This window comes from Vibrio ouci, assembly GCF_004551525.1.
In the GTDB taxonomy this organism is placed as follows: Bacteria; Pseudomonadota; Gammaproteobacteria; order Enterobacterales; family Vibrionaceae; genus Vibrio; species Vibrio ouci.
Genome location: NZ_SATR01000014.1, coordinates 80,492 through 103,411, shown reverse-complemented (window position 1 = coordinate 103,411; position 22,920 = coordinate 80,492). Strand labels below are relative to the sequence as shown.

General features: G+C 45.7%; 18 protein-coding genes. 10 read left to right on the top strand and 8 right to left on the bottom strand.

Annotated elements, in window-relative coordinates:
* The first annotated feature begins 200 nt into the window (after positions 1–200).
* On the top strand, positions 201–1,283 hold the full coding sequence (locus ELS82_RS11065; RefSeq protein ID WP_134835539.1) for an AarF/UbiB family protein: 1,083 nt from the start codon (positions 201–203) through the stop codon (positions 1,281–1,283).
* Positions 1,284–1,335: 52 nt separating this feature from the next.
* Here the strand turns inward: ELS82_RS11065 and ELS82_RS11060 are convergent, their stop codons facing one another.
* The 3 genes from ELS82_RS11060 to ELS82_RS11050 form a co-directional block, all read right to left on the bottom strand.
* Positions 1,336–3,483 carry a prolyl oligopeptidase family serine peptidase gene (locus ELS82_RS11060; protein ID WP_134835538.1) on the bottom strand — a complete coding sequence of 716 codons (2,148 nt, stop codon included), beginning with the start codon at positions 3,481–3,483 and terminating at the stop codon, positions 1,336–1,338.
* Between the two features lie 140 nt (positions 3,484–3,623).
* On the bottom strand, positions 3,624–3,968 hold the full coding sequence (locus ELS82_RS11055) for a rhodanese-like domain-containing protein (RefSeq protein ID WP_134835537.1): 345 nt from the start codon (positions 3,966–3,968) through the stop codon (positions 3,624–3,626).
* Positions 3,969–4,035: 67 nt separating this feature from the next.
* On the bottom strand, positions 4,036–4,923 hold the full coding sequence (locus tag ELS82_RS11050) for a LysR family transcriptional regulator (RefSeq protein WP_053439469.1): 888 nt from the start codon (positions 4,921–4,923) through the stop codon (positions 4,036–4,038).
* A 155-nt stretch (positions 4,924–5,078) separates the two neighbouring features.
* On the opposite strand from ELS82_RS11050, the gene ELS82_RS11045 reads away from it, so the two are divergent.
* From ELS82_RS11045 to ELS82_RS11010, 7 genes are all read left to right on the top strand, one after another.
* Positions 5,079–5,477 (top strand): RidA family protein, encoded by a 399-nt coding sequence (locus tag ELS82_RS11045; RefSeq protein ID WP_134835536.1) that lies wholly within the window; start codon positions 5,079–5,081, stop codon positions 5,475–5,477.
* A 66-nt stretch (positions 5,478–5,543) separates the two neighbouring features.
* Positions 5,544–7,004: an aldehyde dehydrogenase family protein gene (locus tag ELS82_RS11040; RefSeq protein WP_134835535.1), complete on the top strand. Its 1,461-nt coding sequence runs from the start codon at positions 5,544–5,546 to the stop codon at positions 7,002–7,004.
* A gap of 80 nt (positions 7,005–7,084) precedes the next feature.
* Entirely contained in the window at positions 7,085–8,074 is a 990-nt protein-coding gene (locus ELS82_RS11035; RefSeq protein ID WP_134835534.1) for a membrane dipeptidase, read from the top strand.
* Between the two features lie 139 nt (positions 8,075–8,213).
* Complete coding sequence (locus tag ELS82_RS11030; RefSeq protein WP_134835533.1) at positions 8,214–9,821, top strand: BCCT family transporter; 1,608 nt, start codon at positions 8,214–8,216, stop codon at positions 9,819–9,821.
* Between the two features lie 93 nt (positions 9,822–9,914).
* Positions 9,915–11,651, top strand: a complete 1,737-nt coding sequence (locus tag ELS82_RS11025) for a hypothetical protein (RefSeq protein WP_134835532.1) — start codon at positions 9,915–9,917, stop codon at positions 11,649–11,651.
* The gene (locus tag ELS82_RS11020) at positions 11,648–12,379 is read left to right on the top strand and encodes a DUF3726 domain-containing protein (RefSeq protein ID WP_134835531.1); all 732 of its coding nucleotides are present in this window, start codon (positions 11,648–11,650) and stop codon (positions 12,377–12,379) included. The genes ELS82_RS11025 and ELS82_RS11020 overlap by 4 nt, the downstream gene beginning before the upstream one ends.
* A gap of 297 nt (positions 12,380–12,676) precedes the next feature.
* The gene (locus ELS82_RS11010; RefSeq protein WP_134835530.1) at positions 12,677–13,153 is read left to right on the top strand and encodes a PaaI family thioesterase; all 477 of its coding nucleotides are present in this window, start codon (positions 12,677–12,679) and stop codon (positions 13,151–13,153) included.
* A gap of 72 nt (positions 13,154–13,225) precedes the next feature.
* Here the strand turns inward: ELS82_RS11010 and trpS are convergent, their stop codons facing one another.
* Both trpS and ELS82_RS11000 read right to left on the bottom strand, forming a co-directional pair.
* Positions 13,226–14,248 carry a tryptophan--tRNA ligase gene (gene trpS / locus ELS82_RS11005; protein ID WP_134835529.1) on the bottom strand — a complete coding sequence of 341 codons (1,023 nt, stop codon included), beginning with the start codon at positions 14,246–14,248 and terminating at the stop codon, positions 13,226–13,228.
* A gap of 207 nt (positions 14,249–14,455) precedes the next feature.
* Positions 14,456–15,505 carry a GGDEF domain-containing protein gene (locus ELS82_RS11000; protein ID WP_134835528.1) on the bottom strand — a complete coding sequence of 350 codons (1,050 nt, stop codon included), beginning with the start codon at positions 15,503–15,505 and terminating at the stop codon, positions 14,456–14,458.
* 171 nt (positions 15,506–15,676) lie between these two features.
* On the opposite strand from ELS82_RS11000, the gene ELS82_RS10995 reads away from it, so the two are divergent.
* Positions 15,677–16,378, top strand: coding sequence for an NAD(P)-dependent oxidoreductase (locus tag ELS82_RS10995; RefSeq protein WP_134835527.1), 702 nt, complete (start codon positions 15,677–15,679; stop codon positions 16,376–16,378).
* Between the two features lie 95 nt (positions 16,379–16,473).
* Entirely contained in the window at positions 16,474–17,640 is a 1,167-nt protein-coding gene (locus ELS82_RS10990) for a nucleotide sugar dehydrogenase (protein ID WP_134835526.1), read from the top strand.
* 11 nt (positions 17,641–17,651) lie between these two features.
* Here ELS82_RS10990 and ELS82_RS10985 read toward each other — a convergent pair whose 3' ends face one another.
* Genes ELS82_RS10985 through ELS82_RS10975 form a run of 3 tightly spaced genes read right to left on the bottom strand, consistent with a single transcriptional unit; the run spans position 17,652 to position 22,902 of the window.
* Positions 17,652–19,919 (bottom strand): phosphotransferase, encoded by a 2,268-nt coding sequence (locus ELS82_RS10985; protein ID WP_134835525.1) that lies wholly within the window; start codon positions 19,917–19,919, stop codon positions 17,652–17,654.
* Positions 19,920–21,740 carry an ABC transporter ATP-binding protein gene (locus ELS82_RS10980; protein ID WP_134835524.1) on the bottom strand — a complete coding sequence of 607 codons (1,821 nt, stop codon included), beginning with the start codon at positions 21,738–21,740 and terminating at the stop codon, positions 19,920–19,922.
* Entirely contained in the window at positions 21,733–22,902 is a 1,170-nt protein-coding gene (locus ELS82_RS10975) for a glycosyltransferase family 4 protein (protein WP_134835523.1), read from the bottom strand. Before ELS82_RS10975 ends, ELS82_RS10980 begins: the two co-directional genes overlap by 8 nt.
* Positions 22,903–22,920 lie beyond the last annotated feature (18 nt).

Genomic DNA, 22,920 nt, shown 5'->3' with positions numbered 1-22,920 from the left:
CAATGATTAACATTAGCAAACAGGTGGCGAATTTGGCCAATATTAATATGAATTTTTATGACAACACGTGAGCAGTAGGGTGTAAGTTAATCGTATTCCACCCAAGTACTCACCCTTGCTTCGAGTCAGTGAAGGGGGAGGTGATGTGCTTCACTGTTGATAAAGTAGACAGAACCTAAATTGTCAGCAGGAAGCATGTCGTGAATCAACGTCAAAAACAGCAGCAAGAGTTTGATCAAAGCGAACAAAACTTAATTGTCGGCTCAGAGCAGCAATGCCCCTTGTCACCAGAACAATTAGCGATGACAACAGCGGATTGTGACTATGTGGTCGAAACGTTCGAAAGCGGATTAACCGCGCAGGTTTTTCATATTCGTATCGATGGGCAAGACTACACATTGAAGAAAAAACGACCGCAGGCCAAAGTGCAAAACCTTGATGGTCAGTATTCTTTCCTCAATGAAGTTCAGCGACGCTTCGATTTTCAAACTCAAAAGAATAACCCGAATTCAGCGCCGGATTTTCAGCACATTGTCGAAACGATTTATGCCAATTACCGATTAGGGATTATCGTTTCTGAATGGATTGAAGGTACGCCAATTGTAGAGATTACGGATGATTTGATGGTGGAACTCTTCTCTACATTGCTTGCCTGTGAGCGCATTGGATTATTCGAATGGGATCTGTGTAGTGGCAACCTGTTAGTGAATGAACAAGGCCAACTTAAGCTGTTTGACTTCGGTTACATGTATCGCTTTGAACCGCTGCAACACTTCAATAGTAATGGCTTGAGTGCCCCCCTGTTTGATGCCAGTGAGCGATTTGAAACTCGTTTCCTTTCTGGTTGGCTATTAGAAAAAGAATACTCACAGAAAGAGTCGTTACAGCTCTTCAAAGCGGTGAAGCGACAAGCGTTGAGGATGCTGGAAGACAAACGCGGGTGGCTAGACGCGAATCAAGCTAAACCAGAAGTGATAGAGCGTGTGCAAGCGTCGATAGAAAAGGTAGAAACCGCACTAAGCTCAGATGCCAAGCTAGAACATTTATTTACCCTTGAGATGTTCCGTTCACATGTACTGGATATTGAAGATGACCTTGAGGGTAAGAGCTGTACTTCGACGACAATCAAACGTGTGCAGTTTGTTTTGGCTATGTTAGAGCAACACTATAACTTGCTGCGAGAAGGAGGTGCGTTGTTCTATCAAAACCAAGACAAATCTCAGGCTCAGTTACGAGAAGACTATTTGCGTAAAAAGGCATTGGTGGTTGAGTATCAACTTTGATGTAAAAAAGCACCGCGAATGCGGTGCTTTAAGTTATTGACTTTATCTACGGTTAAATCTTTTCTACGTCCATATTGAACAGAGTAAAACTGTACATGTCGGCATAAAGGTTGATCATCTTGCTAGTTGGTGTTCCTGCGCCATGTCCGGCATCGGTTTCGATACGAATTAGCGTTGGTTTACTCCCCGCCTGCTTAGATTGGAGTTCAGCGGCAAACTTATACGAGTGTGCTGGGACCACACGGTCATCGTGATCACCTGTGGTGATCATTGTCGCCGGGTACTCGACCCCTTTTTTGACATTATGAACAGGGGAGTAGTTCTTCAGGTAGTCAAACATCTCTTTACTTTGTTCGGCAGTACCATAGTCATACGCCCAGCCAGCGCCTGCGGTGAAGGTATGGTAGCGAAGCATATCCAGTACACCAACTGCTGGCAGTGCGACTTTGAACAGCTCAGGACGTTGGGTCATCGCGGCACCGACGAGCAGCCCACCATTAGAGCCACCATTAATTGCCAGTTTGTCTGACGAGGTATAGCCTTTATCAACTAGGAATTCTGCTGCGGCAATGAAATCATCAAACACGTTTTGCTTTTGCATTTGGGTGCCAGCGTTGTGCCACTCTTTGCCATATTCACCGCCACCGCGTAGGTTAGCAACCGCATAGATACCACCTAACTCTAACCATGCTGCGCGGCTTGGGCTAAATGCAGGGGTTAGGCTGATGTTAAATCCACCGTAACCATAGAGAATAGTTGGCGCGCTACCGTTCAGTTTGATGCCTTTTTTATAGGTCAAAATCATTGGTACTTTGGTGCCGTCTTTCGATGTGTAGAACACTTGCTTTGATTCAAACAGATCGGAGTCGAACGGTGCCGCTGATTCGTGATAAACACTGCTATCACCACTTTTAATATTCAGCTTGTAGGTTGTACCTGGCATTTTATAGTTGGTGAAGGTGTAGTAAACGTCTGTTTCGTCATCTTTTCCACTAAAGCCATGTGCACTGCCGATATCTGGAAGCTCGATTTTGCGGATAAACTTGCCGTCCATATCGTATTGTTTCACTTGCGAAGTGGCATCCACCATATATTGAGCGAACATGTTACCGCCAGCTGTCGAGACGCTAAGTACATTGTTGGTTTCAGGAATCACATCTTGCCAGTTTTTTTGCTCAGGGCTGGCGGCATCGACCACAACAACGCGCTTATTTGGAGCGTTTAAGTTGGTTGAAAGATAAAGCTTACTACCGATACTATCGATTACCCATGTATCTGAGTCAGTGTTGTCCAATACAGTCACTAATGGGCTATCTTGTTTGCTCAGATCTTTTACGTAAAGCTTATTACCAGAGGTAGACTCCATTGCGCCAATGATTAGGTACTGGCCGTCTTCCGTTGTGTAACCCGCGACATAGCGATGCTTTTCTTGCTCGTTTCCACCGAATATAAGCTGGTCTTCACTCTGTTTAGTGCCGAGTTTATGGAAGTAGAGTTTGTGTTGATCGGTTTTGGCTGATAGTTCGCTGCCTTCAGGCTTGTCGTAACTTGAGTAGTAGAAGCCTTCGTTATGTAGCCAGCTAATGTCACTGAATTTGACATCAACCAGTGTCTCGCCGATTTGCTGTTTGGTTGCGGCATCAAGCACGATGACTTTACGCCAATCACTACCACCTTCAGAGATACTGTACGCGAAGAGCGAGCCATCTTGCGAGAAACTCGTACCGCCAAGAGAGGTTGTGCCTTCTTCGCTAAAGGTATTTGGGTCTAGGAAAACCTCTGGTTCACCGTCGCCAAGCTGGCGATATAGAACGTCTTGATTTTGTAGACCGTCATTCTTGTAGAAGTAGGTGTATTTCCCCTCTTTAAATGGACTGCCGACTTTCTCGTAGTCCATAAGCTGAGTGAGACGCTGCTCAATTTGGTCCCTATAAGGTATCTGTTCTAGGTAATCAAATGTGACTTTGTTTTGTGCTTCAACCCAGCCAGCGGTGTCGTTGCTGCGATCATCTTCTAGCCAGCGATATGGGTCTTTTACTTGGGTGCCAAAGTATTCGTCCACCACATCGACGGTTTTGGTATTTGGATATTGTATTGTCATCTGCTGTACCTGCTGCTGCGTAGCTTCATCTGCACGCGCGGTTGGAAATCCGCCTAACAGAGAAATGGAGATTGCCAAAGCCAAGGTTTGTAAATACATGGTGTCTCCTTGTGCTTATGTGACTTTATAAATGAGAGTGAGACCCTACTAGACTTGCCTGCTAGAGGCTAATTCAGAGGGGTGGGTATCTAGACCTTGTGAAAAGTGTCTAGATACCTATTTTCTCAAACCTGTTGTCGTTACTTGGCTTGTTGCATTTCTACTAATCCACCTGCGTTGTGCAGATTAGTAAACCCCTGAGCGGTTAAATACTGAAAAGCTTTACCAGAACGATTACCACTGCGACAGTACAATACGATCTGCGAGTCCTTATCTATGTTGGCAAAATGCTTGTCTAACTCAGAGAGCGGGTAGTTTTTCGCATTGTCCAAATGACCATCGGCAAATTCTTGTGGTGTGCGTACATCAACAATCATTGCTCCTTGCTCAATCCATTCCCAGCCAATATCTGCTCGCTCTGTTGCAAAAACAGGCGAGGCCATAAGTGCTGCTGAGGTGAAGAATGCTACGAGCCATTTATTCATGGTTAATTTCCTTATTGGTATGCTGAATAAAGCATAACGATTTAGCGAGCCGTTACCGAGATAAAATTCACATTGCTTTGTCGTAATTGAGATACTCGATGCATAAATCATGAAAGGCTTGGGCTTGGGGCGATATGGTGCGATCGCTCAAGGTGAAAATGCCAATCTGTCTTTCTAACGGTGGGTCGATCAGCGGTATCCAAACCAAGCGAGTTTCATTGGTAGGAAAGGCAAGTTTAGGCAAAGTGGTTACGCCGATCCCGAGCTCCAATACCGAAAACAGTGAAGTAATGTTCTCGACTGAATAAAGCGCTTGTTCACTGAGCGCTCTAGCGGGAGTTGGGTCTAGTAGGGTACAAGTGCCATTGCGAATAAATGGTTGTTCAAGCAATGTTTGCCACTCTATTCCCTCGGGATGTTGAGCAATGGGATTATCTTTCAGGCAAACCACACCAATGGGATCTGAGAGAAGTGAGGTGAAGTTTATCCCGCCTTCATCTAGGTGAGAGGGGTTACCGAGCGCTAAATCCACTTCACCAGAAAGCAGCCTCTCTTCAACCCCTGCGGCGTTATCATCAATTAGGCTCACTTCTACATTGGGGAATTGTTCACTGAATGCGCCCAGTACACTAGGGATAAGTTTGGCCGCCACCGAAGGCACGCTAGCAATTCTTACACGCCCTTGTTGCCCCGCAGCGGCTGCTCTTAAGTCGTTGTCGAGTGCGTTATAGATATTCAGAAACTGGATTATTTTCGGTAAACATATCTCACCAAATGGGGTCAGCTTTGCTTTGTTACCGGCTTCAAATAGCGGCTGTCCGAGGATCTTTTCCAGCTCTTTGATTGATGTCGATAAGGCTGCCTGAGAGCGATTCGCTCGGTGTGACGCTGCTCGAAAACCGCCTTCTTCTACCACCATCACAAAATGCATTAATTGTTGAAGCTTGATACTCATCTGACCACCATTCCAATCCCTTTGTTTCTCTGATGTTATTTAGGGTGATAAAAAAAACTTATCAAATGTAAAAAATTTACCGTTAGATTTATCAAGTGTCAATGTGCATGATTTAACCATCTTGAAACAAAGTCGTTACAAAGGTTGAAAGGCACGTGAATACTCCAACAAAAAAACACCCAGTAAAAACCGCTCTATTTGCTTCTAAAGCACCGCTTGAATGGGCAGTTGTCGGCAATGGCACTTTGTACACGGCGCAAATCCCAATTGATGATACGGGCGCAGTGGTCGAAGGCGGTATTGAAGCGCAAACACGCCAAACTTTTAGCAATCTAGTACACACCTTGGAGTGTGCGGGTGAGTCTCTCGATTCAGTGCTGCAAGTGCTGATTTATGTCACCGACCGCGAATATCTAAAAACGGTTAATGAAGTGTATGCCGAGTACTTTGAAGCGCCATACCCAAACCGCGCCGCTATGGTCGTTGCGGGTCTAGCGCGTGAGGAAATGTTGGTCGAGTTTGTGGTTTATGCCTCAGCAAGCCAGCCAGAGTAATAACAACTAACGATAAGAATCGAAGCTGATTGATGTTGTCAGTCAGAACTGAACAAGGAAAGAGCAATGACTTTTATAAATAACGTTCAAGCAGAAAAGGCCCTATACATTGGTGGTGAGTGGCAAGCGGGTGTCGATACCATCGCCAACATCAACCCATCGGATATCAGTGAAAACCTGGGTAATTTTGCTCAAGCAAGCCAGTCACAGGTAGAGCAAGCGATTCAAGCGGCTAAGCAAGCACAGCCAGAGTGGGAAAAGACCCCTATCGAGCGCAAGCAAGCGGTACTGCAAGCAATTGGTGATGAGCTGATTGCCCGCTGTGATGAGCTTGGCACGCTGCTTTCTCGTGAAGAAGGTAAGCCTTTTGCTGAAGGTCGCGGTGAGATTTATCGCGCAGGTCAGTTCTTTCAATACTTTGCAGCAGAAGTGCTACGTCAAATTGGTGATAACGCAGCGTCTGTCCGTCCAGGAGTCTCCGTTGAAGTGACTCGCGAAGCTGTTGGCGTTATCGCCATTATCTCTCCTTGGAACTTCCCGACAGCGACTGCTGCGTGGAAGATTGCACCAGCGCTGGCCTTTGGTAATAGCGTGGTGTGGAAACCAGCCAATTTAACCCCAGCAAGTGCGGTCGCGCTAACTGAAATCATTCACCGCCAAGGCTTGCCTGCAGGTACGTTCAACCTTGTGTTGGGTAGCGGCTCTCAAGTTGGTAATACTCTAATCAATTCAAAACAGGTCAATGGCGTGAGCTTTACCGGTTCTGTGGATACCGGTCGTAAAGTGGCTGCTGCTACAGCGCCAAACTTTGTCCGTTGCCAACTAGAAATGGGCAGTAAGAACGCGCTAGTGGTTGCCGATGATGCGGATATCCAAATTGCGGTTGAAGCAACAATTGCCGGTTCGTTTTCTGGTGCAGGTCAAAAATGTACCGCGTCTTCTCGTTTAGTGGTTATGGATGGTATTCATGATGCCTACGTTGAAGCGCTGATCAAACGTATGAGCGAGCTAAAAGTGGGTCATGCACTTGAAGAGGGTATCTTCATGGGACCTGTAGTTGACGGTAATCAGCTAGATGCCAACTTTGCGTGGATTGAGAAAGCTCGTCAAAGCGGCGCCGAACTGGCCTTTGGTGGCGAGCGTTTGAACCTTGAGCATGAAGGTTACTACATGTCGCCAACCCTGTTCCTGAATACGCAAAATAGCTGGGAAGTGAACCAAGAAGAAGTATTTGCGCCAATGGCGAGCGTGATTCGAGTCGCTGATCTCGATGAAGCGATTAGCGTGGTTAATGATACTCGCTTTGGCCTGACTGGCGGGATCATCACCCAAAGCCTGCGCAACAGCGCCATCTTCAAACAACAAGCTCAGACAGGGTGTGTGATGGTCAACCTACCAACAGCAGGGACTGACTACCACGTTCCATTTGGTGGGCGTAAAGAATCTAGCTTTGGTCCACGTGAGCAAGGTCAGTATGCGAAAGAGTTCTATACCGTGGTGAAAACTGCTTACCAACGTCCTTACTAACAGGATGAGGGAGCAGAGCCGTTCTGCTCCCGACTCAATAAGAAGCAATGTAAAGGACAGGGAAAGATTAAGGAGTGGTTATGTACCAAGAACGGATTGTGATCGATGGACTGCAGTACTGCAATTGGGATCGTGAGTATTTTCAAACTTTGAAAGCGAGTGGCATCACCGCGGTTCACGCAACGATTGTCTATCACGAAAACGCGCGTGAAACACTGACTCGATTTGCCGAGTGGAACTTACGCTTTGAACAAAACGCCGACCTGATCATGCCAATCTATTCGATGGCTGATGTCGAGACGGCAAAAGCACAGGGCAAAGTAGGGGTCTTCTTTGGCGCGCAAAACTGCTCTCCGATTGATGATGAAATTGGCCTAATTGAAGTCATGCGTCGCCAAGGTCTGCTGATCATGCAGCTGACTTACAACAACCAGAGCTTACTTGCGACGGGCTGCTACGAGCAAAATGACTCAGGTGTGACTCGTTTTGGTAAGCAAGCGATCGAAGAGATGAATCGCGTCGGCATGATTATCGATATGTCCCACAGCGCGGAGCGATCAACACTTGAAGCGATTGATCTCTCTTCTCGTCCTATTTGTATCAGTCATGCCAACCCAACTTTTGCCCATGATGCGCTGCGCAATAAATCCAATACTGTCATTCAGGCGCTTACCCAGCGTGGTGGTTTGATTGGCTTTAGCTTATACCCCTTCCATCTGCCCAATGGCAGCCAATGTAGCCTTGATGATTTTTGCCAAATGGTGGCGAAAACCGCAGACCTATTTGGGGTAGAACATCTTGGTATCGGTAGTGACTTATGCCTTAACCAACCGCAACAAGTGCTGGAATGGATGCGTAATGGCCGTTGGTCAAAAGCGATGGATTACGGTGAAGGCTCAGCAAGCAATTTTGGCTGGCCTGACGCTTTGCCATGGTTCAGTGGCAGCAAGGGGATGGAAAATATCTACAACGGGTTAATTCGCCATGGGTTCAGTGAACCTGAGGCGGGACAAATACTGGGTGGAAATTGGTTTAACTTCCTACAAGAAGGTCTGGAGCCCATTTCATAACCGTGCATTAAGTCATAACAATGCATTACATAACGCCCTAAACATGGAAAAGCCTGCTCATAAAAAAACTACAAAGTAGGTGTTAATTCAACTTTGCTGCGAGTTGTCGGCTGCTGCAAAACAGTTCTGGAGTCAGAGTATGTCTGATCTAACCAATAGCATGAAAGAGACCACGATGAATGTGTCGTCGGGTCAATCGAAAGCAACACAACAATCATCCAACACCAGTGTTGAAAATTCACCGGATAAATTGGGATTAAGTAATCCTGCATTTTGGTATAGCGGTGGTTTTATCGCGCTATTTGTTGCCTTAGCGCTCTACGATGGCGAGTTACTCTCTTCTATCGTTAATGCCGGCTTTGGTTGGTCGGTGGAGGTCTTTGGGCCTTACTGGCAAATCCTACTTCTTCTCACTTTTCTTATTGGTCTTGGATTAGCGGCAGGGCGAACAGGCAAAGTGATTTTAGGTGGCACAACTCAGCCTGAAATGGATGCGTTCCGTTGGATGGCAATTATCTTCTGTACGCTACTGGCTGGTGGCGGGGTGTTCTGGGCGGCGGCAGAGCCGATTGCTCACTATGTCAGCCCACCACCTCTGTATGGCGCGCAAGACAACCCGCAACAAGGGGCGGTCAACGCACTGTCGCAATCCTTTATGCACTGGGGTTTCCTTGCTTGGGCGATTGTCGGCAGTTTAACTTCGATTGTTGTGATGCATCTTCATTATGACAAGGGCTTACCACTGAAACCGCGCATTCTTCTTTATCCTGTATTGGGAGAAAGAGCACTCAAAGGCCATACCGGCGCACTGATTGATGCGTGTTGTATTATCGCGGTTGCGGCGGGCACCATTGGTCCGATTGGCTTCTTAGGCTTGCAGGTTAGCTACGCGTTAAACGCTTTGTTTGATATTCCCGATGGCTTTACTACTCAGCTGATTATCATCCTATTTGCGATTGCTCTTTACACACTTTCTGCGCTGAGTGGCTTAAACCGCGGCATGCAGATGCTGAGTCGCTACAACGTGATCTTAGCTATCGCTCTGATGATTTACATCCTGCTGTTTGGTCCAACTGACTTTATCTTCAATGGCTACATTCAAGGTGTCGGTAGCATGTTAGATAACTTCATTCCAATGGCTACTTACCGCGGTGATGAAGGTTGGTTGAGCTGGTGGACCGTATTCTTCTGGGGTTGGTTCTTAGGTTACGGCCCAATGATGGCTATCTTTATTGCTCGTATCTCACGTGGCCGCAGCATTCGCCAAATCATCTCTACTATCAGTATTGTTGCGCCGTTAACTACCTGCTTCTGGTTCACCATTGTTGGTGGTTCTGGTCTTGCATTTGAAATCGCTGAACCGGGCAGTGTGAGTAAAGCCTTCGAAGGTTTTAACTTACCAGGCGCGCTATTGGCGGTCACTCAACAGTTGCCACTGCCGATGCTGGTTTCGATTTTATTCCTGATTTTAACCACGATTTTCATTGTGACGACAGGTGACTCAATGACCTACACCATCAGTGTGGTGATCAGTGGTGAAACAGAGCCGAATGCAGTTGTCCGTACCTTCTGGGGTGTGGCAATGGGTATCACAGCGTTGATCCTTATCTCATTGGGATCCGGTGGGGTCTCGGCATTACAGTCCTTCATTGTGATTACTGCCGTTCCGGTGTCGCTTATTTTGCTGCCGTCACTTTGGAATGCGCCGCAAATCGCAATCAAGATGGCTAAAGAGCAAGGTCTATAAACAAATCCAATAACGATGAGCTTGTGTAGGACATTCCCCTACACCTGCACAAGCTCCAATTATTCTTACAATAAAAAATAGGTGGTGAGCAAAATGGATGCACATCGTTCTACTTACACTGAAAACCCGCTGCGTGATGCAGCCATCGTCATGGCTCCTGACAGGCTAGGTGCAATGCACCAAAACCGAATCAGCTTTGTGCGCAGTTTGATTCGTAAAATGGCTCAGCAAGAGTGGCAAGTCACTAAGCATGACTGGCAACTATGTCCACGCGGTTTTGGCCATGTTATCTACAAACTGGCGACGCCAAATCACGTCTATCATTTAGTGGTATTTTGTGACGAGATCGCTGACGAAGAGCGCAATGATCGCGTTATTGCTGAAAAATGGGATGTGACGTTTGCCTTAGTAAAGGGCGATGTTGACGTTACGCTACTCGAACAGTTAAGAGCGAATGTGCCGCTACAAGAAGCCGGTCGTAACCCAAATAATGTGTTGGTTTTAGCTCGTGCCAATAAGAGTGTTCGCGTGTTTGAGCATATTGTCAGTGCGTTGGCGAGTGGTGAACAACCAGAGCCTAAAGAGCTGGCTGAAGTGGGCTATATCCTCCGTACCACTGCTGTTTACGGAAACGGCAAATTTGGCATTGCTGATTTTAAGTTGCTGGAAGATAACCCAGACTTCAACCAGTCATTTAGCGCTCAAATGTGCGCGGTTTATATATTGCGTGAATTCAGCCTAGACTGGGTGCACTACTTAGCCGAGCAACAAGGTGGTGACAAAGCGCTTATGTTGCACAAAGGCTTGCAGCGTTACCTTGGAGTGGGCAACGCGACAGGCTTAGGTATGGCACCTTATCTTATTAATCACCCATGTATCGTCGATCAGTGGATGACATCAAGAGAGCGCGCTGTGGCTGAAGTGTTAGCCATGCCTTGTGATATGCAGTTTGAGCAACCTTTGAACGCGTTGTTGGTTAAAGCCATGCGTCACTTAGAGCAGATTATTACCATCAATGAACATCAAGACCATTTGAATCAACAAGCGCTTAGCGATATTGAGCAGTTGATTGAGCGTTTGCCGCAAGTGATGACTTGTGTGCCAAATTGGAGCGCAGTTCTCAAGCAAGCAGAGACCATGAGTTTGGAAGCCCAAGAAATCCTGACTTTATGCTTGCTTGAGCTTTATCCGACGCTAGTGGATAAGTACGAAAATCAAATGAACACCAGTGAAACGCTTGCGATCCCTAGTGGCAAGAAGGTTGAAGAGCTAGTTAGCTTGATGGAGCAAAAATATCAGTGGGCAGTAGAAGCCGATTATTCGCTAAGCGAGAACAACTACTGGTTTTGGTATCGCTCACAAGATAAAGAAGAGCCAAGACTAGGTGTACGCGGTGAGGAAATCGGTGAAGAGAGAGAACTACCATTAGATATTGGCCGACAAGCGAATCGCCTGTACTTGGCATTGACTCAATGCCCGCAAGAGATGAGTGTGGCGGAGTTCTTACTCCAGCATCCACACTATCGTGCGATTACTCGCCGTGTTTGGACGCTAGGTTGCAGAGAAATGGGTGACATCCAAATGAACGTATTGCGCCAAGATGCACTGCCAATGCACCTATTACGCTGCAAACTGGCGGTGTTTGGTGCAACCAAGTTTGATCCTCGCTCTGATCGCTGGGTGCGAGTGACTTTCTTCCAAGGCGCGCCGCTACTCGAAGAGATTAGCGACCCTAACTACTGCGATACGTGGATTTTCCCAATTATGCCAAGTGCGCAAGACGTGGCTCAAAGTGATAATCAGACAATCAATGGAGGGATTGCATCATGATCGTGTCTCACAATGAACTGGTTGCAGCGGTCAACAAAGCCTTCTTGGGTATGCGTCGCCACTGTGGTGAAGCGGATGTGATAGCCAATATGGTCGCTGATCTTCAGATGGTAGGGCTCAATGGAGTTAGGCATTTTAACAATGCCAGCCAGTTTCTTAGCCTAGATTCTGATTGCGCGGTTTCGATTCAGAATCACAAGCCGGGTCGCTTTGATGTTGATTTTCATGGCGGTAGTGTTGCTTGTCATCTTCCAGCTGTGTTGGACTTTGCTTTAGAGAATATGGTTGAATCCAAAGCGGTCACTATCACGCTAAAGCAGTGTCATAACCGCTGGTTAGCATACAGTGAACTGGTGCGATTGGCTGCGAAAGGCATAGCCTGCCGCGCGCAGTGGGTGAATGGAACTAGCCCGAAGCGCGCCTTGTACGTACTTAACCGTGGCTGCGTGGCACCAGAGGTTTTCTTCTCGGATCAGTTAGCAAGCGATCACAGCGATTTCCATTCCATGACCATCGAGCTAGCGACGCAAGACTTTGATGTTACTCAGAGCTCTGAAGGTTACGCGATTCATATTGACAGTGCAGAGCTAAGCCGCGCGCAAAAGAGCTCTTGGGAAGAGGGGATCTTCGTTGAGGACAGTGAGTGGGAAATGCTGAAGCAAACAGCGACCGTGTTCTTAGTTGAAAACAGTGCTCGCTCAATCCAAGGGGCGGGTGAGTTGGTTTAATTGCACTTATTTGTTTGAAGAGGCTACTTTGTGCAGCCTCTTTTTTTATGGCTAGCTTTTAAACCCAACATGGCTCCAAACAGCAGTAGCCCTGCGCCACACAATTGATTGCCCCATTTGGGTTTGTTCCATCAGGTCATCGATACATGGTGCTCACAGAGCCAAGCAGTGTAAGCAGTTTGGAGTCCAACTTCATTGAATGGCTTGCTGAACAAATGAAAAATTGTATTCCAAAGCAATAACATACCGGCATTTTCAGACTATAGTCACTAGAGAACTCTGACTATAGGTGGTGTTATGCAGCAACAGATAGCGATTCAAGATCAGCTCCCTAATAACCATTGTTATGGCTGCGGGAGCGAAAATGAACTGGGCTTACAAATCAGAAGCTATTGGCAATCAGAATCACAGGCGAGCTGTATGTTTACGCCTGCCCATCATCACTGCGCAGGCCCGACCCATTTTCTTAATGGCGGCATCATCTCAACCATCATTGATTGTCATTGCGTGTGTATGGCCATTGCTAAAGGTTATCAGATGCAAGGACAAGAGGTAGGTGAAGGTGAGCCAGTATGGTTTGCTACTGGCAGCCTTAATGTTTCATTCCTAAAGCCTGTCCCTCTCCAACAGAGTGTGCATCTAACCGCCAACATCGTTGAAGCATCAGCGAAGAAGATGGTTGTTGAGTGTGAGCTACATTCGCAGGGTGAGCTTTGCTGCAAAGCCGAAGTGGTGGCGGTAAAAGTGCCGAGTGAGTGGTTTGGAGCAGATTAACCAAGTATGTGGACTTCGGATCAAATCTAGGAAGGGCATCTAACCCGAAGCTCATACAACTGCGGCTTTACTTCAAAGAATGTTCAGACCGAACACACCTTTTACATCAAATAAGACTTGAGCTGTCTTCTCGCGAGAAAGTTGGCTTCCTTTCGATAGGATCTCGATCAGCTGAGCTTTATCATCTAAATACATGGCGCGCTTTTCTCGGATTGGACGCAGCATATCTTGCAAGCACTCTTCGAGGATTTTTTTGGTCGTGCCATCACCCAGACCACCTGCTTGGTAGTGCTCTTTTAACTGAGCGATGTAAGCAGGATCTGAGTGGAACGCATCAAGATATGTGAATACGACATTGCCTTCGATACGACCAGGGTCTTCAACTCGCAAATGGTTAGGGTCGGTATACATGGATTTTACTGCTGCGCTAATCTCCTTTTCTGATGAGCCAAGGTTAATCGCGTTACCCATGCTTTTTGACATCTTGTTTTTACCGTCAGTGCTTGGCAGTCTTGAGGCGTTGCTTAGCAGCGGCTTGCACTCTTTGAGCACTGTTTTACCCGCTAGCGAATTGAGCTTTCTGACGATTTCATTGGTTTGTTCCAGCATAGGCAGTTGGTCATCACCGACAGGAACTAAAGTGGCGTTGAATGCGGTGATATCCGCTGCTTGAGAAATCGGGTAGGTGAGAAATCCTGCGGGTAATGAACGTTGAAAGCCTTTGCTTTGAATTTCACTTCTTACGGTTGGGTTACGTTCCAGTCTAGCGATGGTAACTAAGTTGCTGTAAAACATGGTCAGTTCAGCCAAGGCTGGCAACTGTGATTGCAGACAAATGGTGGTTTGTGAAGGGTCGATCCCCACAGCTAGGTAGTCTGCGACCACATTGAGAATGTTGGATGAGACCTTACTCGTGTTATGTGCGTTATCGGTCAGACCTTGCATGTCTGCAACTAGAATGTTTTGCTCACAAGTGGATTGCAATGCGACTCGCTGCTTTAAAGATCCAACGTAATGACCGAGATGCAAAGGACCAGTTGCACGATCGCCAGTAAGGATAATTTCTTTAGGTTCAGTGTGTTGTTGAGTTTTCATATGTATATCTCCAAGGAAAATAGATCGCTACTGGAGATACAAAAGAGATGACAATCTTAGCTACCTTCCAGCAGCATAAGAATGTAAGAATTCCGCGCCGCTCTAGTTAGAGCGCCACCAGAAGAAGAATAGTGAAGGTGCGGATATATATTTCATTTTTTCAATCTAACAAGAAGCATTTTGGAACACAACACCCGCGATAGAGATTTATTGCCCTGAACTAACCGCAACATGAAAACAATTTTTGCCTGAGTTTTTGGCTTGATAAAGTGCTTCATCAGCACGACGGAAAGCGTCAGCTTTTATGGCACCTTGGTGATGAGCAACCCCACAACTTACGGTAACTGGCCGTTCAAGCCCAAAGTCTTGGTTTGAGATGAGGGTTTGAATCGCTCTCATCCGCTCTTCAATGATCGAATAGTCCGCAACCTCAAACGCAATTAGAAATTCTTCGCCGCCCCATCGCCCAACTTGGCCGACATGCTTGGTTTCCACTTCTAACGTACGTGCGGTTTGAATCAATACTTGATCACCGACATCATGACCATAGTCATCGTTGATCTTCTTGAAGTCATCAATATCGACTATTGCCAGCCATTTCACTTTTTGCGGTTGTTGTAGCAGTGCTTCCATATGACGACGGTTAAAGAGTTGAGTCAACATATCGGTATGAGATAAGGCTTGCAGCTGTCGGTTGGACTCTTTGAGTAGCGCCAATGTTTTTCGGCGTCCTGAGTCATAGAAATAGGCAATCGAAAATAAAAACAGATAGACGATAGACAGGTGAATGAAGCTGATTTTATCAAAGGGAATCGGCGGCCAATTATGCATATCGATCAAACAGATATAGGCGATAATCGCAAAGTTTAACAAGCTAAAGACAGCGCCAACTTTGTAGCCAAGAACAAATATCGCCACCACAGGCGTTAGAAAAGAGAATGCCAATGCAAATTCGCTGTGATCAGACCCAACGATAAATAGCAGGCTTACTGCGGTCATCACTGAAACCATGATGGTCGCCGCGATTTTTACATTACGGCTCTGCCACAACCAAAAATAAGCAAATAAACAAAAGCCGAGGCCAACAGCTTCTATTGATGCGAGCAAAAAGTTAGGAATGAATAGAGTGTTGTAGTAAATAAACAGGCTTAGTACGGAAGACAACACCGTTAAAGAGGCAAAGACAAATACGCTTTCCCTAAACTCTTCTTGAGTACGGTTTACTCCAAGCCATTTCTCTAATCCATTAGTCAGCACAACAGTTCACATCTTCCTTATTTGAGAAGTGGTCAATATACATGACGAGTTATGCAGCGTCACTCATAATGCGAAAATGAACTAAATACCCTGCTAGATATATAAAATTGTTAGAGATCTAAATGATTCCAAATTGGTACACTTATTAAACTAAGCAGGGAGGCGGTGACGATGAAAGTAATGGTTCTAGGAGCGACAGGGGCAACTGGCCGCTTGGTTGTGACTCAATTGCTGGCAACTGAGTGCGAGGTTATTGCACTGGTGAGAAGAACAGATGTATTGGCGGAACACCCACGTTTGAGTCAGATAACCAGCACAGCTTTGTCGGTCGATAGCTCGGAGTTAAAGCAACGACTAGAAGAGTGTGACGCCGCGATTTGCTGCCTTGGCCATAACTTAACGCTAAAAGGGGTTTATGGTGCGCCAAGAATGTTGGTTCGAGATAGCCTTGAACGAATAATTTCTTCACTTTCAAAACAGAGAACAAGGCCATTTAAGATAGCGCTAATGAGTTCAACAGGTGTGCGAAATTCTGCAGTGGATGCGCCACTGGCAACAAAAGAAAAGTCGGTCGTTATGTTGTTGCGCTGGTTACTGCCACCACAGCGTGACAACGAGCGAGCAGCCAAGCTTTTAAGCCGGATTGGTTTGAAGCGTAAGCACTTTGAGTGGACCATGATTCGACCTGATACTTTGATTGATCAATTAGAAACGAGTGATTATCAATGGCACCCAAGCCCAATACGCAGCGCTTTGTTTGATGCCGGGGAAACCAGCCGTATCAATGTTGCTAATGCCCTGTGTCGATTGGTGGTGGAAGATGACCTATGGCAAGAGTGGAAAGGCAAAACGCCAGTGATTTATAACCAATAGTTGATTGTTGTTAGCTATACTCAATTCAGGCTAGGCCATAACAATAATTCTAATCAAATCGTCGTATATTATATTTCACCCAATATAGGCATGATATGAAAATTGCAGTGGTAGGAATCGGGTATGTCGGGCTAGCCAACGCCATTTTATTAGCTCAGCATAATGAGGTGATTCTGCTTGATGTTGATGCAAGCAAAGTCTTGATGGTTAACCAACAGTTATCTCCAATTGAAGACAGTGATATTGAGGTGTTTCTTCGAGAACACTCGTTGCAGCTGACTGCAACGACGGATGAGCAACTGGCATACTGTGATGCCGATTTCATCATTATTGCAGCTCCTACCGACTATGACACAGAGTCTCGTACATTTGACACTCAGATCGTTGATCAAGTCATGGGTAGAGCAATTGATCTTAACCCATCTGCGACTATCGTGATTAAAAGTACCGTCCCAGTTAATTATACCTATCAAGCAAGGGAGCGTTATCTGCATCGCGACATTCTTTTCTCACCGGAATTTCTTCGAGAAGGTAAGGCACTATATGATTGTTTATACCCATCTCGGATCATTGTTGGAGGCCAGTCGCACACTGCCAAAGTATTTGGACAATTGTTATCGCAAGGAGCCAAAGTGGCAGATCCTGTCATTATCTATACCGACTCTTGCGAAGCGGAATCAATAAAGCTGTTTGCCAATACGTTCCTCGCCATGCGCGTGGCTTTTTTCAACGAGTTGGATACCTACGCAGAGATTAATCATCTCAATAGCAGAGATATCATTGAAGGTGTTTGCTACGACCCTAGAATTGGCCAGTACTACAATAATCCGTCGTTTGGATATGGTGGATATTGTCTACCGAAAGACACTAAGCAGTTATACAGCAATTTTGAAGGCATCCCGAATCGAATGATCAGCGGTATTGTTGAATCTAACTCTGTGCGCAAAGATCATATTGTCAATGTTATCTTGTCCCGTCAGCCGAGCGTAGTAGGGGTCTATCGACTCATCACAAAAGTTGGCTCTGATAACTTCCGTTCATCGGCCATACTTGGCGTGATTGATCGACTTAAAGCGAAAGGCATGCGAGTGGTTATCTACGAGCCGAAGTTATCAAAGTCAGTCTTTCATCAGTGTGAGGTTATCCATCAACTTAGTGAATTTAAGCAAGCGGCGAGTATTATTTTAGCCAATCGAATCAGCCAAGACTTAATGGATGTTGTAGATAAAATTTACTCTCGAGATATCTACGGTACTGATTGAAGTCTCTGTAATCATTTAATGTTTTGGCGAATCTTATCTTTACACACTTGTATGATTTGTTCTGTCCACTGGTTTCGTTCACTGATTCTCTGGCTAATGAAGATATGCCTTGCCCAACTTAATAGCGTGTAGGTTTCAATGCATTGTCTTAGATCGTCGCCTGCTAACTGTTGGTAGTGCTCGATAAAGCGATCGATCTGCTTCTGGGCATAATCCCTTTTATTAAAACAACGTAAGCACTGCTCCTCAATATGAGCAATGAAATTGCCAATATCCAGTGCGGGATCGCCGTTACAGCACAGGTCGAGATCGAGAAGATAGAGACGGTTATTATCGATAAGGAGTTGATCATGGTAAAAGTCTCGATGAATGACCATTAATGAAGCCGGTGTCGGCAGGTTGCTAGCAGTGAGTTGGCAATATTCTAGGATGTTGCCAATATCAGTTCTCCTACTTGGCAGTGAACTACCAGCTTGAGTCAAGTAGCGTTCGAGTAAATCTATCTCATGATTGATAGTGTGAGTTCGTTCGATTTTGATGCCACTCGAATGCAGTTTGTAGAGTGCTTGAGCGGCCCGCTCAGCTACGTCAATACCGTCGCTATGACAAAATTTCTCAAGGGATACTTGTCCAGCAACTTTATTTTGGAACCAGATGTGATGCTCACGAGACTTCCCAAGTGGTGTCGGAACCATTATTTCGTCACAGCTGTCTTGGTTAAAGTTTGCTTGGTGTAGAGCGCAATTAATTTGCCATGCATGTTTATCGAAGTGTTTTATTTTTACCTTCCCCAAAATCGATTGTTGCTCTCCGTCGTCACGAGAAAAGGTATATTCAATCAAGGCACGCTTTGTTGGTTTATGTCGAACAACATCAATACTCATGAGATGATCTTCATGCGTTAAGTGGGCAACGCTGTCTCTTAAAATCTGTTCTGCGCTAGGTATCGCAAGTAGCTCACTGGCTGCCGGAAGTGTTTGGAAGAGTTCATCGCAGTGAGTGAGCAATTGATAGTTGGATAAATGTTGCTTGCAGCGTTTTATTAACTGGCAAATAGAAGCTTTCCACTTGGGGAGAGCGTTACGAAATGGGTGGTGGGAGAGCTGTAGTAATCCAATTGCAATAAACAGTTCAATCTCGCTTTGGTCGACATCCTGTTGCTCTCGATAGCCATTTAATAAGGCTTCTTGATATTCTTGCGTTTGATTAGTAGAAAGTGTTCCGAGTATTCGGTCTCTCTCTAGATGAGCGATAAATAGTCCTAGATCATAGCCTGAAAACCAGTAGCAGACATCATCGAAGTCGATCAAACGAATGCCTGAAGATGTGACTAAGACTTGCTTAGCATAAAAATCCCCATGGATAACGCTTTTGACCGATTTATGTAACTTTAATTCAGTGAGTAACTGAGTCACAAGGGGAGCTAACGAGCTCTCCAATTCAGGAACCAAATGAACAATTCCAGAAGCGCAGCGTTTCAGGTCATGAACAAATTCATCAGTATCTTTAGTCACTATCTGTTTGGTCTTAGAGTGTAGATGAAACATACCAAGGTAACGACCGCAGTCATAAAATGGCTGAGAGTTGTTATCTTGGAGATGGTAGTAGTGGGTTAGGTTTTCGCCCTCAATCCAACGGTGCAGTAGCAGATGGTGTTTATTACTGCGCCCGACAGTATCGAGCAATTTCTGAGAGTTGAGTTTATGTCGTCGAGAGAGGTTAGCTAAATGATAACGTTGTTTAGTGTATGCCTTGAGCACTAACGTTTCACCACTGCTCATTCTGAGCTTTGCGACTAAACGCCTTTCGGGCTTGTACTGTAAGAGCTCAATACTGCTGACTTGTGAGGAAGCGAACGTTGGCGAATAAAACACTCGCTTGAGTAACGCTTGCAAAGCGAATGGTTCGAATAATCGCGGGAGGAGTTTGAGTTTGTCATCGAGAGGAAAAGGATAAAGGATTAACAGATGCTCTCTGATGACGAATGGAGTGTTAGATTTCGTTTTGTCGGTGCTTTCTATACGGTTAAGTTTGTCTTGATCTTTATCGGTGTAGGCTTTTACATACCATTGGTTTGAGCCATACTGGCTTTCGACGTGGTACCTAACAATGCAATTGGTTCTTGGTTTGAAGCGCAGATACGTTTTCTTCACCGAGCATATGCCAGCATTTGGTAACTGCTTTTGCAGTAGGCGTAGCATCTCGGTCTCGTTCAATACAATGCGTAACCCCACTATTTCTGGTTCTTGGGCGATCAAACTCAAATCTTCTTGCTGCATTTATCCTCCGAGAGCTTGCTGTTCTGGGGAGTTAAATTGAGCGGCATAAGGTCCACCTAACTTAAGCAGTTCATTGTGAGTGCCTTGTTCAACGATTTTTCCTTGTTGCATATAGATAACATGGTCGCAATGAGCTGCGAAACACATTCGGTGAGTGACAAATAATACCGTTGATTGCTCAGCCAGCTTCATCAATGCGCGACTAACATGCAGTTCAGTTAGCGGGTCCAAGCCAGTTGTCGGTTCATCTAAAATTAAAATTGGGGCTTGCCTTAACGCGGCTCTTGCAATCGAAATCCTCTGTCGTTGTCCTGCGGACAAAGTCACCCCTCTCTCCCCAACGGGAGTATCGTAGCCATTAGGTAAGGAAATAATAAAATCGTGAATTTCAGCTTGCTTAGCCGCATCAATCACTTGTTCCATGCTTACTTCTTGTTGGCCGATGGCAATGTTATTTAGAATGGAGGTTGCGAATAATGCTGTTTCTTGCATCACAACAGAAATTTGCTGACGGACACTCTCAAAGGTGTAATCTCGGATATCTACACCATCTATTGTTACTTCGCCACGCTGTGGGTCATGCAGTCGTAGCAGCAACGCTAGCAAAGTAGACTTTCCGCTTCCAGAAGGGCCGACAATAGCCACCTTTTGACCCTTGGCTATTTTTAAGGAGAGGTTATCGAGATTAGCCACTTGATCATCTAAGTAAGAAAATTGAATCTCGTTAAATTGGATATGTCCTGAAAATGGCGGAGCTTCTTTGGCTTCAGTGTGGTTCTGGACATCTTTTTGTTGTTCAAGGATATCTAACACGCGCTCACCTGCTGCAGAGGCTTTAGCAAGCCTTGCCGTGTATTTGGTGAAATCACGGATTGGACGAAATACGCGTCTTAAGTAATAGATAAAAACCAGCAGTTCACCAAGGCTTAAAGCTCCCTTAATGACAAGGTTAGCTCCATACCACAGTACAAGTGCGGTAGATATTGCCATGAGTATTTCGACACTGCGTTGTAAAGATGCAGCTAGTCTCTTCCCCTGCACTCCTTCTTTCAGGCTTTTATTATTTGCTTGACCAAAGATGGTTGAAAATCGGTCTTCCAAAGTAAGCGCCTGTACAGATTTGATAGCATGAATGGATTCGGAGGCTGTTGCTGCCATTACCCCTTCTCTTTGGCGATTTTTACGTGCCACTTTATGGATTTTTTTGCTTTTGCTGAGCGTGACTAACCATAAAAGGGGCAAGGTGCACAGCGAGACCAAAGCAAGTTGCCAGTTGAGCCACAACATGACTCCGACGATACAAACAAAAATCAGGCTATTTCCGAGTAATGGAACGGCGGCGGTAATTGCGATTTCCTTCATTAGGCCCATGTCGCTGATAATACGAACCACCAGATCACCACTGCGTTGCTGCTGATGGTAAATGGTGGATAGCCCTTGAATATGATTAAACACCTTGCTACGTAGACTTATGATGATGTGATTACCTGCTAATGCCATAAGTACGGTTGTTGTATAGGTCATCAAAGCGCGACACAGAATAATGATGACCAGTGCCCCTGCGAGCACAGCGAAATATGTGGACAGTGGTAGTGAGGAAAGCGATTGTAGGTCGTGATCAGGATTGAACTCTGGCGATGCCAATCTATCGATAATGTACTTTAGAGGCCAAGGCTCAAGTAGGCGAAGTAAGGTCTGGCCGAATAGACAGACAAACGCACCAACAATGAGCCATTTCCTTTGTTTAATGTAAGGCAGTACGTAGTTATAAAAGCGTAGTAAGCTAGGTAAGCTTTGCTTTAGTCCTTTGGGCCTAGCCATGACTTTGCTCCAACGTCAGACCTGACCAGCTTAGAATGCAATCGAGACGCTGTTTCCAGCTATGGTGTGCTCGGGCTTCTTTTTGCGCTGCTTGGCCCCATGCGATAGCGGTAGCGGGATTCATTGCGAGGTATTTCATGGCTTTGATAAGGCCTGTGATGTTTGATGCAGAGCAAGTCATTCCTGTTGTGTGGTCCGTGATGATGTCACTAATTTGCCCAATGTCGCTGCCGATGACAGGTAGACCAGCAGCCATGTATTCATACACCTTAAGCGGTGAAAAATAGAAGTTGATATCATCAGGGTAAGGAGCCACACCCACGTCCATTCGTTGGTACATCGTAGCCATATTAGTCGGTGTGACTAGGCCAGTAATTTCTATACAGTCGATAAGGTTTAGAGATTGTGCTTGGCTTATGAGGGCTTCTTTCATTGGGCCATCACCAACAATTATCAATCGGGTATGAGGTAGTTGTTGGTGTACTGAAGCAAATGCAGTGATTAACCTATCTACACCATGCCAAGGCTTAAGGGTACCGACAAAGCCATATGTGAATATTCTCTTTTGGCTTGAATCTGGAACCGGATTGGATGAGAACCTATCAGTGTTGACGCCATTAGGGAGAACCTTCACTTTACCGCGAGCTTGAGGGTAAGAGTCCACATAGTTGGCTACTTGATCCGATACAGTGAGAATTAAGCTGGCGGCCTCAAAGCACTGCTTAGTGACTTCAATGGCAGCGAGTTCGTCAATCAGACCTCGATATTTTCTCTGCTCTTCTACCAACGGGGCGTTCACTTCTAAGATTGCAGGAATGTGGCGACTGGCCGCATACGACATGCCAGCATGACTCCAAAGTGAGTATCGTTCATAGACAAAGTCATAGGGCTCTGAACATTCTAGCTCCGAAATGGTTGCTAGGTTATCGTGAATATCTAGTTGCTCCCTTAGGGCTCGATCTGGCTGTTTGGCATGTCTTATTCGGTGAATATCAAGATTAGTTAAATCGTTTGGACACTCTCCGCCAATGGATGCCGCATGAAGATCGACATTGATATTCGATTGGAGCAATGCTCGTGTGACCTCCTGGACATGTAATGAGCAGCCTTTACTGCCAAAAATGGGAACTCCTCGGTCAGAACATACGTATGCAGCTTTCATTTCTTCCTCCCAATAGTT